Here is a 13001-nt window from a genome sequence, read left to right as displayed (position 1 = left end):
AGGCCGTCATCATCAGGATGACGGCCTCTTCTTTTAAATATTCTCCAGATCGATTCCGCGCGTTTTCGGCCCGTAAATTCCCACCGACAGCATTACCATCACCATGCTCAGCACGATAAAGGTAATCACGCCTGGCGTTCCGGCATACTGCAATATCACCCCGATCAGGATGCTGCTGAAGACTGTAGAAAGGCGGCTGAAGGAGTAGCAAAAACCGACTGCCCGCGCCCGAATATGGGTGGGGAAGATCTCGGTCTGATAGGCGTGGAAGCTGAAGGTCAGCCATGCATTTGACCAGGTGATCAGGAAGCCGCACATAATCAGCAATACCGGCTGCGTCTGGAAGGCAAAGAGCGTACCGAACACCACCGTCATCAGCGACGACAGGACGATTTGCCACTTATTCTCCATTTTGTCAGCGTAGCGGCTACAGATTAGCGATCCCAGCGGATAGGCCAGCGTGATGAAGAAGGCGTAGAGCAGGCTATGCGTCACCGTGGCACCGCGGCCTGACAGCAGTGCAGGCAGCCAGTTACCAAAGCCGAAAAAGCCAATCGCCTGGAAGAAGTTCATCACCACCAGCATCAGGGTGCGCTTACGGTAAGCGGGTGACCAGATCTCACTGAAACGCCCCTGTTTTGGCAACTGTGCCGCCGCATCATCGGCTGAAAATGCGGGTCCGGCCGGGATGCCACAGCGCTGCTCCATCGCGGACAACACCTGATGCGCCTCCTGATGACGCCCCTGCTGCGCCAGCCAGCGTGCTGATTCCGGCAGGTTCCTGCGTACCAGCCAGATCACCAGCGAACAGACCGCGCCCGCGATCACCACCCAGCGCCAGCCTTCCAGGCTGAGCAGCGTTTGCGGAATCAGCCACCACGACATCAGCGCCACGGCAGGCACCGACAAAAACTGCACGAAAAAGGAGAAGGCAAAAGCGCGGCTGCGCAGATGGCTCGGCACCCATTCCGACAGATAAGTATCAATGGTCACCAGTTCGACACCCAGCCCGATCCCCACCAGGAAGCGAAACAGAATAATCATCTCCGCACTCTGCTGAAACGCCATCAGCAGCGAAAACAGTCCATACCAGAGCAGCGCACACATAAAGGTCAGGCGGCGGCCAAAGCGGTCAGCATAGGGTGCCAGCAGGCTGGCACCGAAAAACAGACCGAGAAAGGTGGCCGAGGCGAACGCGGCCTGATCGGAGAAGCCCAGTACACCCGCCGCGCCGGTGTGAAATACGCCCGCCGATAGCAGGCCGGTGCTGATATAACCGGTTTCAAACAGATCATAAAGCTCAAAAAAACCGCCCAGCGCCAGTAGCGTGATAAAGCGCCATAATCCGGCAGAGGAGGGCAGCGCATCAACGCGTGCGGCTAAGCTGTTACGGGCCGCCGATGAAGCGTGCATCGGCGGCAGTCTGGTGGAAGTGGTGGTCATATCAGCGTGAACCTCAGGCAGTGTGGATACGACTCGCAGCCGGTCAGAGGCTTATTAAAATAGTTAACCGTTAGCAAGCAAAGAGATAGCAGGATAATCAATTCATCCGCCGTTGCCGAGAGCGTCGTTGCTGACGATTTAGCAATGTACGTTGCAGGTTATGCCATCCATGGCACGGCGCCTTAAGGCAGTTTCGGCCAGACGCCTGGCCCGATTGGCAGACCCAGCAGATACCACACCATCAGCAGCGCTATCCAGCTGATAAAGAACACCAGCGGATAGGGGAAGATCAGCACGTAATAAGTGCCGAGCTGCGCATCCTTCTGGTAACGCTGCAAAAAGGCCAGGAACAGCGGCAGAAACGGCGACATCGGTGCCAGAGGCAGCACGGCGGAGTCGGCGATGCGAAAAATCATCTGGGCAAAGGCGGGATGGAAGCCAAGCAGCATAAACATCGGCACGAAGACCGGGGCGAGAATCGACCAGATTGCTGAGCCGCTGGCAATAAACATGCAGAGAAACGCCGACAGGAACATCAACCCCAGAAACGCGGGCGCACCGCTGACGCCTGCGCTTTCCAGCACGTCGGTCAGCCCGATTGCCATGAACTTGCCCATGTTGCTCCAGTTAAAGAACGCCACGAACTGCGACAGCGGAAACACCATCACGATAAAGCCCGCCATGCCCTTCATCGGATCGACCAGCAACTGCGGGATATCATCCGGACGGCGGATCTGTCGGGTGACCACACCGTAAGCAATGGCGACCACAAAGAAGAACAGAATGATGATCGGTACGATGCCCTGAATAAAGGGGGAGGGGATAATGGCGCCGGTAGCGGGGTTGCGCAGCGGCGCATGTTCCGGCACCACCAGCAACGCCATTACGGCGATAAACAGTAATGCGGCGATCCCGGCTGCCCGCAGGCCGCGGTTCTCCAGCGGCGTCAGTGCCGCCAGCTTCTCACCATTGCCCTGCCACTCTGGCAGGCGCGGCTCGACAAATTTGTCGGTCAGCAGCGCACCCACAATCGTCAGTACAATCACCGAGGTAGCCATAAAGAACCAGTTATCGATGACGCTGACGTGCACTGTGTCGCTGACCGCTTTAGCCGCCTCGGTGCTGATCCCCGAGAGCAGCACATCGGTGGTGACAATCAGCAGGTTGGCGGTAAAGCCAGAAGCCACACCGGCAATCGCGGCCAGCAGGCCCGCCACCGGATGACGCCCTACCGCCAGGAAGATCAGCGCACCCAACGGCGGCATCACTACCAGCGCGGCATCCGAGGAGATATGGCTGAAGAAGGCGATAAACAGCACCATGTAGCTGGCATAGCGGCGGCTGACGCGCGATGCCATCTTTACCATCAGCGACTGTAACAGGCCGACCTTTTCTGCCAGTCCGGCACCAATCACCAGCGCCAGAATCGATCCCAGTGGGGTAAAGCTGCTGAAGTTCTTAATGATATTGGGCAGTATCCACTGAATACCTGCGACGCTCAGCAGGTTGTTCACCCGGACAATTTCGCCGTTGCTGGGGTTTTTTACCGTCAGGTCCAGCGCGCTGATAACGGCGGTCGCCACCATCAGAACAACAATCAAATAGACAAACAGTAAAAAAGGGTTGGGCACTTTATTGCCCACGCGCTCGATCCAGCTGAAAAGCCGGCCAGGGCTGCGGTTTCCCGAGGTTGCTTCCATGGTATTGGTTCTCGTCTTGTATTCCCCTTATCGGCGGAGGTCCGGCCTGGCGCCGGTCGTGGTAGACGACAGACGGTGAGTTCAGTTCCGGCTCCGCTGAATCAGGGAAGTGTTTGCAATATTTTTATAATGGTCCGCGTCAGAGACACGGCCGTTGGCTCATTCGGCCAGTTTTGTGGGTGTGATCCCCGCCGGGATCGGACAGATATAAGGCTGCGCGGCGCGTACTCGATCAAACTCGGCCCGGCAGCCAGCCAGCGCCTGCGGATCCGTTAACAGCGTTAACACCGTGGCCGCCATCACTTTGCCCGCCAGAAACATCCCCTTATGCCCGATACTGGTGCGGCCCTGCGCCACCAGTTGCCAGGTGTGCAGCGGTGTACCGAAGGTAAAGCAGGGCGCAAAGCACTGTGCGGTCGGCGTCACCCAGCTGACATCGCCGACATCGGTGGAGCCGTAGAGCAGCTCGCGCGTGACCGCATAGGGCGCGACCTCATCCATAAACAGCTTATCGCCCAGCTGTTCAGCCCAGGCATGACCGGCTTCGCCACCGGTGCGGGCGGCATTGAGCCGGGCATTGCGCAGATCGTCATCGGTCAGGGTGGCACGCAGTTCAGCCGCAAACGCGCGCTCTTCGTCGCTATAGTCGGGCAAACCAAACTGATGCAAATAACGCTCCATCACCGCCTCCAGCGCGCGATTAGGCACGTAGTCAGAACAGGCTTTGTCAAAACGCACGGTCAGCGTGGTGTCGGTCATCAGCGCTGCGCCTCTGGCGATATTGATCACCCTCTCATAGATCGCCTGCGCCTGAGGCAGTTCCGGGGCACGAATCAGGTAGAGCACCTCCGCATCGGCCTGCACCACATTCGGCGAGACGCCGCCGCTGTTGGTGATGGCGTAATGCAGACGCGCTTCCTGTACGATATGCTCGCGCAGGAAGTTGGCGCCGGTGTTCATCAGCGTGACGGCATCCAGTGCGCTGCGGCCCAGATGGGGTGAGTTGGCGGCGTGAGCGGCGACGCCTTTGAAGCTGAAGGCCGCCTGAATATTGGCAAGCGTGCGCAGATTAAACATCCCGCTGAAACCTTCCGGATGCCAGGTCACGGCGGCGTCAACGTCGTCAAACAGCCCCTCGCGCACCATAAAGGTTTTGCCCGAGCCGCCCTCTTCGCCAGGACAGCCATAAAAGCGAACCGTACCGCGGGTATGATGCTGCTCCATCCAGGCTTTCACGGCGCAGGCGGCGGCCACGCCCGCCGTGCCAAGCAGGTTGTGGCCGCAGCCATGTCCGTTGCCGTTAGCTTCCAGCGGTTGTGGCCGGGCGCAGCCCGACTGCTGGCTCAGACCGGCCAGCGCATCAAACTCACCCATGATAGCAATCACCGGCTTACCGCTGCCCTTGCTGGCGATAAAGGCCGTGTCGATGCCCCCCACGCCGTGTTCCACTGTAAATCCTTCTCTTTCCAGCGCATCGGCCAGCAGAGCAGAGGAACGGGTTTCGGCGAAGCGCGTTTCCGGCGTGTCCCAGATGGCGTCGCTGAGCGTGCTGAAGCGGAGCTGATGGCGATCGATATAATCGGCAATAAACGCTTCCATCATCGTGAGCCCCCAAACTGCGCCTGGTTCAGCACCAGCGTTGCCAGCAGCGTAATGGCGTCTGGCATGACCCGCTCGTCAAAGTCGAATTTCGCATTGTGGTGACCCGCCGCCAGCTCACAGCCGAAAATAACGTAAGAGGCCTGGCCGCCGCGCTGTTTTACGCGCTCCATCATGTAGGTCGCATCTTCCGAACCTGCTGCCTGCGCTTTACGATCGACCACCGAGTCGAAAAGGCCGAGTGCATCTGCCTGCTGGTGGATGAAATCAACCCACGGCTGTGTAGGCGTACAGCTGCGCGCGGCACCCATCAGTGAAACCTGTTGCTCAACGCCATACATCGCTGCCGCACCGGCAATCACCCGCAGCGCCTGCTGATAAATATCGTCGTTAACCTGATTGGTCACGCCACGGGTTTCGACTTTCAGCAGGGCGCAGTCGGCCACTACGTTGCGGCCGGTTCCCGCCTGCAGCACGCCCACGTTAACCCGCGCCACACCGCCGCTGTGCTGGGTTAAACCATGCAGCGCCAGCGTCGCCTGTGCCGCGGCCAGCAGAGCATTGCGACCCTCTTCCGGGCGACCGCCCGCATGGGCACCGACGCCGATAAAGTGAACATCCAGCTTGGTGGTAGCCAGGAAGCTGTCGCTGCCGCACACCACTTCACCTGCCGGCACGCCGGTACCGATGTGAATCGCAGTGAAGCGCTCAACGTCATCGACCACGCCCGCGGCGACCATCGCTTTCGCGCCGCGCACACCCTCTTCGGCGGGCTGGAAGATCAGTTTAATCGTACCGCTGAGCTGATCTTTCATCGCCATCAGCACTGCGGCGAGGCCCAGGCCAATGGTGGTATGGCCGTCGTGCCCGCAGGCATGCATCATGCCCGCGTTACAGGAAGCAAATCCTTCACGCTGCGGCAGATGATCGGTGGCCTGGCTTTCGTTGAGATCCAGTGCATCCATATCGACGCGGAAGCCCATCACCGGGCCGGGACGGCCGGTATCGAGTGTTGCCACGATGCCGCAGAATCCGCCAGAGAAGTGGCTGATCCACTGCGGCAGTGCGCCCTGCTGCAGCGCACGGGCTTCCTGCTGCTTCAGCACGGCGTCGTCGGGCAAGCCCATCCGCGCATCGGCATCGATCACTTCACGGCCCAGCTTTAGTTGATAACCGAGCTTATGCAGTTCTTCAGCGACTAACGTCGCGGTACGGAACTCCAGCCAGCCCGATTCGGCGTAGTGATGGAAGTCGCGACGCCACTGTTGCAGCTGTGGCAGCAGGGCATTGACGTGGTCTGAAAGGGGGGTCATCGGCTCTTTCCTCGTTGTTGATTTTTTATGCACTGCGTCGAATCTACACAATGGTACTGGGTGGCATAAGATGCGAATATCTTGTGACTGATAAACAACGGTTATCGCAAAACTATGTCTGCCAATCTCAAACTTCATCAGCTGCGCGCCTTCACTGACGTAGCACGACAGGGCAGTATCCGGGCGGCAAGCCGGCTGTCCGGGCTGTCGCAACCGGCGTTAACCAAAGCGATTCAGGAACTGGAGCGAGAGCTGGGCGCAAAGCTGTTTATCCGCCGTCAGCAGGGCGTGGTACTGACCGATATCGGTGATAACTTTTTTCGCCATGCCAGCCTGGTGCTGGCGGAACTGCGGGTCGCAGAAGAGGATATCCAGCAGCGCCTGGGGCTGGGTGGCGGTCAGGTGAACATCGGCGTGGGGGGCAGCGTCGCGCGCACCATCATGCCGCAGGTGATAAACCAGTTTCATCGCGAATACCCGCTGATTAAGGTACGCATCGTCGAGGGCCAGCTGGTGTCGATGGTGCATGAGCTGCGTCAGGGGGCGCTCGATTTCACCATCAACACCTACGATCAGAGTCATCTCGATCAGGAGCTGATGTATGAGCGGGTGATGGAGCGCGAGTATAGAGTGGTGGTGCGTAAAGGCCACCCGCTGGAAAAGGCCCGTTCTCTGGCGGCGTTACAGCAGGCGGACTGGACGATGCCAACGCCAAAAGGGAGTTACTACCGCCTGCTGCACGATTTGTTTGGCGAGCGCGGTATGGCACCCAAAATCGTGGTGACCTGTGAAACCTTTATGGCCTGCACCAGCCTGGTCGCGCAAAGCGATTTCATCAGTATTCTGTCGGTCGACGTGATTGACGATCCCATTCTGGGGCGGTCGCTGGTGGCGCTGACGCTCGACGAGCCCCTGCCGAAAGCCATCTTCTATCTGATCCAGTGCAAAGACACCGCGCTGACGCCGATGAGCAGTTATATGGCGCAACTCTTCCGGCGTTATTGCCAGTAAATTCAGGGAGTAAAGTCGATCGTCTACACTATAGGGGTACTGTAAAAAATCCACCCGACAAATAGAGGTTACGATGCAAGTCAGTCCTTATCTGTTTCTCTATGGCCGTTGTGAAGAGGCTATCGACTTTTACCTGCAGGCGACCGGGGGAGAGCTGCTCTCTAAAATGAAATTTGGTGATATGCCGGATCAGGGTGAGCAGGTAGGCGATCAGTCTGCTGCGCCGCAGCCGGCAGAAAAGATCATGCATGCGCAACTGCGTATCGGTGACGGTGAGCTGATGTTGAGCGATGGTAATACCGAGAAGCCGCCCGCGTCTGAACATGCCGGTTATGCGGTCAGCCTTTCAACTACTGATGTCGAAAAGGGTAAAGCCTGGTTTGAGAAACTATCGGCAGGCGGCAAGGTCACAACGGAGTGGCAGGAGACGTTCTGGTCGAACGGATTCGCGATGTTTATCGATAAGTTCAACATTCCATGGCGCATCAACGTTGAGAAGCCACAGGAATAACCGAAGGTAAGATGCAGGACTGAGTTGCTAAAACTGCCTCTCAAAAGCTGGCCTGGAGAGACAACGCTCCAGGCCAGATCTCCTGCGTGACGGGCGGTTTTTTCAGCCGCCCGTTATCTTTATCAGAAGTTGTAACCCGCCACCAGGTAGTAACCCCAGCCCGTCGATTTCACTTCAAACGGGCCTTTGCCGAAGTTCAGCTCCTGACCATCAGCCCACTGTCCGCCGTTGTGGAAGTAACGCGCCACCGCAGAGAAGTGCCAGTGATCGTAACCCAGTGACAGAATGTGGCTGGAGGCGATGGAGTTGCTGGTGCGTGATGAACCGCCTTTCTCGTTGAGATCGGAACCCCAGTCGAAGTTGGTGAAGCCCACATAGCCCAGATTACCGCCCCACAGCGTGGTGATAGGCACGAAGTATTTCACCTTGAAGCGATAGCCATCCCAGCTGTTTTCGTTCGCCGCGCCGTAGTTTTCCCACTGATATTTGGCGTAGACGTTCAGCGACAGGCCGACATCGCTGTGCGTATCGATATCGGTGCCCAGACCCATATACCAGGTGTTCTGGCGGTTATCGCTATTGCGGCCCATATCGTAGATGTAGTTGTTAGCGAAATACCACTCTTTGAACGGACCAAAGGCCAGGCTGGTGCCGGTCAGTTTATCGATAGAGAAGCGCGGTTCAATCTCCATGAACATCGGTGAACCGTGGTCGAATACGCCGTTGGCATTGCTGTTGCCGACGCCGAAGAAGTTAGGTACGTCGAGATAGCCGTAGAAATCGAACCAGTCTTTCTTCGCAAACGCTTCATATTCCAGATAAACGTCGTTGTTAAACTGCGGTCCGAAACGCGTGTGGTAGCTGCCTACCACGTTAACGCTCTGATGCCACCAATCCGAGAGATACTGCGGATCGCTTTCAGCGGCCTGCGCAGCACCACTCAATGAACATGCCAGCACGGCACCTGCTATCAACGTTTTATATTTCATTATTATCAGCCACATGCTTTTGACCGCTGCACACCAGACGCAGTCAGAGAGAAATCGGTCCCTTGATGGGAATGAGGGTTTCACAGCGAATAACAACCCGTTCTTCAGCCCGCGTAGCGTGCCTGTAACAGATCGATAGAAAATAGATTTTGCTCACGTTTGTCAAAAAGTGTTGCATTACAATTCAGCTAAAATGTGATGCACTTCACAATAACGGCGTGGATCGAACGGAACCAGGCAACCGTTTACGTTGTCTGGTTCGTGATCAAACAGGCGGGATCAGGGAAGAGTGACGCGAACCTGCAAACCACAAATCGTCCCCTGTGGCGTCAGGCAATTGGAAAGGGCGACGTGGATCTGATGTTTCTGTGCGACGTTGCGCACAATGGAGAGTCCCAGCCCGCTGCCCTGCGCTTTCACGTCAGGCGAACGGGTAAAACGGTCGAACGCACGTTCGATAAAGGATTCCGGCATACCTGGCCCGTTATCGACAATATCGACCACCGTTTTGCCCGCGACCCGATGCAGCAGCACATCGACCAGGCTACCTTCCGGCGTGTGCAACATGGCGTTACCTATCAGATTGTCGAACAGGCTGCGCAATTCGGAACGGCTGGCCTGCAGGCGATACTGCGTGGAGCCATTAAAGCCGATATCGATGCCGCGCTTATCCGCCACCACCATCAACTGCTCAATGCTCTCTTTTAGCAGATCTTCAAGTTCGATATGCTCCACGCTGGCCACCACGCTCTGGTCATCCTGACGTGAGACATTGAGTAACTGCGTGACCAGGTGACGGGTACGCGTGACGCCCGCTTCCAACTGGCTGAACTGACGGCTCGCTTCACCCGGCTGAATATGCTGACGCAGGTTTTCCAGCTGTAACGTCACCGCTGTTACCGGCGTACGCAGCTCATGCGCGGCATCTTCCAGGAACTGACGCTGCGACGACCAGGCGTCACGCAGCTTACTCAGCAGCGAGTTGTAAGCGGCTACCAGCGGCAGGATCTCATCCGGTAAGCCTTCCGGTGAGACATTGTGTGGATGATGGGTTTCCTGCGCCGCAATCTGACGCGAAGCGACCTGCAGATCGCGGGTGATCTTGCGCACCACCAGCCAGATCACCAGCAGCGACAGCGGCATCATCAGGATCATCGGAATGATCGCCGACAGCGCCCGCTTGACCATTGAGGCCTTCATGTAGCTGAGGTTGTGCATCACCTGAATCGTTTTGATCTCGCTGCCAGGCATGCCGGGCCGGGAAAAAATACGCCATTCACAGTCGTCGCACTGACCCACATGCACATCGTGATAACCGCGCTGGTTTTGCAGCGGGGCCTGCAACTCCGGCCATGAACTGGCCCGCAGCTGGCCCTGATCGTCCCAGAGCTGAACTACAAAGGCGCTCTTTGCTTTGTCAGGTGCAATAAGCATCGGCATCAGGGCGGGCATCTGTTTATTGGTGGACCAGGCATCAGCGATTTTTGCCAGCTGATCGTCCTTCATGGTACCGACCATATCGCCGTAACAGCTGAAGAAATACCAGGTGACGCCGCCGATCATCAGCAGATGAATAATCAGCAGGGTAGAGAGAAGTTTATTGCGCAGTGAGCGCATAAAGCGGAAAGGTTTCATATCGCCGGAACCCGCCAGCCCAGTCCGCGTACATTACGGATCACGTCGTTATCGAGTTTGCGACGCATGCCGTGGATCAGGACATCCACCGCGTTGCTGCTGACTTCATCGCCCCAGCCGTAGATGCGGTTTTCCAGTTGCTCGCGCGACAGAATAGCGCCCGGCCGCTCCAGCAGCGCGTAGAGCAGGGCATATTCCCGCGCCGTCAGCTGCTCGCGCTGGCCTTTGTAGAGCACCTCGCGGGTCATCATGTCCAGCTGCACATCGCCGCTGCCAAGCACCGAGTCTGCCGCGCCGTGGCTGCGCCGGGTAATGGCGCGCATCCGGGCCATCACTTCCTGTAGATCGAACGGTTTAAGCAGGTAGTCGTCCGCGCCGCTGTCGAGTCCCTGAATACGCTGCGCCACCGTGTCGCGTGCGGTAAGAATCAGGACCGGCGTGGCGTCGCCGCGCCCGCGCGCCCGGCGCAGAACCTGCAGACCGTCATCGCGCGGTAAGCCGAGATCAAGCAGTACACAGCTGTAGCCGCCTTCGCTCCAGGCATTCTGGGCATAGACGCCATCGCGCACCCAATCTACTGACCAGCCCGCGCCCTGCAGTGCCTGTTGCAGGTTCGCGCCGATCATTTCATCATCTTCAACCAGTAACACGCGCATGGCTGATCTCCTTCGTAAAGATAAGAGAGAGTTTATCCATCAATTGTTAGGCCAGAATTATCCTTCCGCCGTCATACTTCGCACTGTGGCGGCGTTGGCTGCTTTTGCTCACCCCAGTCACTGACCAATGTCAGCTCCTGGGGATTCGCGCCTTTGCCGCCTTGCCACAGCACGAATTATTTTGGCGGACCGCCATCACCGATATTTTACAGAATTAACCGGTGGCTTAGCGTCCCTCTCCATACCCACTGAGATACCCGTGATTGCAAGCGTAAATGGGGTGACGTATATTTGAACAATAGATTCATGCCAGACATTTCAGCGGTGAAAAGTATGTCAGCTCAGGAAGCAAAAATCAGACATCAGCGCGAGTATCAGGAGCGTGTTGAAGCCGTCCGAAAGGGTCAGGCTCCGGGCCGCGTTCTTGAAAAACGTCCTGACGGTATTGTGCCTGCAAAAGATGGACGCAGCCTCGCATTTTTCTGACATCATGCCCTGCTGAAATCGGCTAAGTGATAAAATAAGCTCATCATCCAGGTGGGCTTTTTTTATGACATCGCACGCTATTCCTCCAGAAGAACAAATCCTCAAACTCAATCGTTATCTGATCGATAACGCCGTACAACTGCCATCCCCGGTTATCACTGTTGGTGGTCAGGCTGTTATGTACTGGTATCTGACTTACCTGCACTTTTATCCTGATCAACCTGACATAACATCCATTACCTCAATTGATGTCGACTATGTCACGCGAAAAGAAGGCGTTGATGTCATAGCAAAAATTTTTAATGTGTCAGCTCAGGTTCAGGAAATTTTTAATCCGCCCTCGATTGCGGTTCTCAGTCTTATTGATAAAGATACAGGCAGAGTCAAGGAAGATGCTCAGGGTCAGTTCCTCAATGAGCCGCTTAATGAGGCAAATATTGTCGATATTATCGATCGCCCCACAGGCTTTGAAGTTGGGGATTTTGTCGGTGATAAACTTGCACTTAATACGGAACCCTTTCTGGTTATGCCTGATCGACATGGCGCAGCCATGAGTCATGAATTCGTGCGGGTGCTGAACCCTGTTGCCTGTATCCGCTCCCGTCTGTCGAACGCCACTGTGCCTATGGGCAAAGACAGGCTGACTGAAGCTGAGCGAATTCGGGTACTGGCTCTGCCAGTTTTTAACTTTTTACTTGAGAAGTTACAAACATTACCTTTCCGGCAGGGAAGGCGTTACGTTGATTATTTTATTTCGTTTATCTGGGATAGGTCATTCAGACGTTTTCAGGCAGAACACAGGATCCCCTTATTCCGTATTGTTGAACAACTGGTCGCTGAGCTGGAACAGGATCCAGACCACGAGGTGCCACCCGAATTTTATCAGGAAGAGTTATCCCGAAAAGTGGATTTCCTGACTCAGGAATATCAGCGGTACCTCAGAATGGTTGAAGTCAGGCAAGACTCAACAATCACGCACATAACCCGCATAAAAATGATGCGGGCTGACTAAGTTTTTTAAACATCTCACCTCTTTTTTCAACAGCAATCTCACCACAGATTTCCCCCCAAAGCCCCGCTGGCCGCACCCTTCCGCGCCCATTCCCGCCGTTGCTAATTCTGCGCTAATTTTCTGCTAATTAAGGGATAAATTTTAGCGGGTAGAGTGGCTCCACTGCACATCAGCATCAACAGGAGGAACCATGAATCAGCGCGAGTTTATTCGGAGTTTGCTGGACTGGATTGAGAACAACTTAGGACACGATCTGCATCTGGATGAGGTGGCACGCCGCTCGGGCTATTCGCGCTGGCATCTGCAACGCCTGTTTCGCCAGCACACCGGCTTTTCACTGGCAGAATATATCCGCCAGCGCCGCTTAACCGAGTCTGCACTCAGTCTGCTAAGCAGCAACGAAGCGATACTGCAGGTGGCGATGAACTACGGCTTCGATACCCAGCAGGCCTATACCCGCACCTTTAAAAACTACTTTATGATGACGCCGGGCCAGTTGCGCCGTCAGCGTCGCGTTGAGCCGGATCGGCTGCTGTTTCCTCTGGCGATGGCCAGCTGATGCCTGTTAAGACCTTCCCGTCACCGCATACAGACGGGAAGGTCGGCCCGCGCTCAGCGCCGCTCTCCTCCTGAACTTTGCCTCGTC

At 56.4% G+C, this 13001-nt stretch carries 11 protein-coding genes; 4 read left to right on the top strand and 7 right to left on the bottom strand.

Features of this window, described 5'->3' with window-relative positions; genetic code table 11:
* Positions 1-33: 33 nt before the first annotated feature.
* From IBT54_RS08695 to IBT54_RS08680, 4 genes are all read right to left on the bottom strand, one after another.
* Positions 34-1443, bottom strand: a complete 1410-nt coding sequence (locus IBT54_RS08695) for an MFS transporter (RefSeq protein ID WP_201252019.1) — start codon at positions 1441-1443, stop codon at positions 34-36.
* 182 nt (positions 1444-1625) lie between these two features.
* On the bottom strand, positions 1626-3143 hold the full coding sequence (gene abgT / locus IBT54_RS08690; protein WP_201252018.1) for a p-aminobenzoyl-glutamate transporter: 1518 nt from the start codon (positions 3141-3143) through the stop codon (positions 1626-1628).
* A gap of 159 nt (positions 3144-3302) precedes the next feature.
* A complete protein-coding gene (locus IBT54_RS08685) occupies positions 3303-4745 on the bottom strand; it encodes a M20 family metallopeptidase (RefSeq protein ID WP_201252017.1) in 1443 nt (480 codons plus the stop codon).
* The gene (locus tag IBT54_RS08680) at positions 4742-6055 is read right to left on the bottom strand and encodes an amidohydrolase (protein WP_201252016.1); all 1314 of its coding nucleotides are present in this window, start codon (positions 6053-6055) and stop codon (positions 4742-4744) included. Before IBT54_RS08680 ends, IBT54_RS08685 begins: the two co-directional genes overlap by 4 nt.
* A gap of 114 nt (positions 6056-6169) precedes the next feature.
* On the opposite strand from IBT54_RS08680, the gene IBT54_RS08675 reads away from it, so the two are divergent.
* The gene (locus tag IBT54_RS08675) at positions 6170-7066 is read left to right on the top strand and encodes a LysR family transcriptional regulator (protein WP_201252015.1); all 897 of its coding nucleotides are present in this window, start codon (positions 6170-6172) and stop codon (positions 7064-7066) included.
* A gap of 73 nt (positions 7067-7139) precedes the next feature.
* On the top strand, positions 7140-7577 hold the full coding sequence (gene yjdN, locus IBT54_RS08670) for a VOC family metalloprotein YjdN (RefSeq protein WP_201252014.1): 438 nt from the start codon (positions 7140-7142) through the stop codon (positions 7575-7577).
* A gap of 122 nt (positions 7578-7699) precedes the next feature.
* Here yjdN and IBT54_RS08665 read toward each other — a convergent pair whose 3' ends face one another.
* The 3 genes from IBT54_RS08665 to IBT54_RS08655 all read right to left on the bottom strand — a co-directional run bounded on the left by IBT54_RS08665 (position 7700) and on the right by IBT54_RS08655 (position 10857).
* The gene (locus IBT54_RS08665) at positions 7700-8566 is read right to left on the bottom strand and encodes a nucleoside-specific channel-forming protein Tsx (protein WP_033781580.1); all 867 of its coding nucleotides are present in this window, start codon (positions 8564-8566) and stop codon (positions 7700-7702) included.
* A 279-nt stretch (positions 8567-8845) separates the two neighbouring features.
* Positions 8846-10201, bottom strand: a complete 1356-nt coding sequence (locus tag IBT54_RS08660) for a HAMP domain-containing sensor histidine kinase (protein ID WP_201252013.1) — start codon at positions 10199-10201, stop codon at positions 8846-8848.
* Positions 10198-10857 carry a response regulator gene (locus IBT54_RS08655; protein WP_003855687.1) on the bottom strand — a complete coding sequence of 220 codons (660 nt, stop codon included), beginning with the start codon at positions 10855-10857 and terminating at the stop codon, positions 10198-10200. Before IBT54_RS08655 ends, IBT54_RS08660 begins: the two co-directional genes overlap by 4 nt.
* Positions 10858-11407: 550 nt before the next feature.
* On the opposite strand from IBT54_RS08655, the gene IBT54_RS08650 reads away from it, so the two are divergent.
* Together IBT54_RS08650 and IBT54_RS08645 are read left to right on the top strand one after the other, a co-directional pair.
* Positions 11408-12355 carry a hypothetical protein gene (locus tag IBT54_RS08650; RefSeq protein ID WP_201252012.1) on the top strand — a complete coding sequence of 316 codons (948 nt, stop codon included), beginning with the start codon at positions 11408-11410 and terminating at the stop codon, positions 12353-12355.
* A gap of 190 nt (positions 12356-12545) precedes the next feature.
* Complete coding sequence (locus IBT54_RS08645; RefSeq protein ID WP_013359828.1) at positions 12546-12914, top strand: helix-turn-helix domain-containing protein; 369 nt, start codon at positions 12546-12548, stop codon at positions 12912-12914.
* The last annotated feature ends 87 nt before the right edge of the window (positions 12915-13001 follow it).

Source organism: Pantoea sp. S62 (assembly GCF_016658625.1).
Classification (GTDB): domain Bacteria; phylum Pseudomonadota; class Gammaproteobacteria; order Enterobacterales; family Enterobacteriaceae; genus Pantoea; species Pantoea vagans.
The sequence above is the reverse complement of the archived record's forward strand: the minus strand, read 5'-3'. Positions and strand labels throughout refer to the sequence as shown.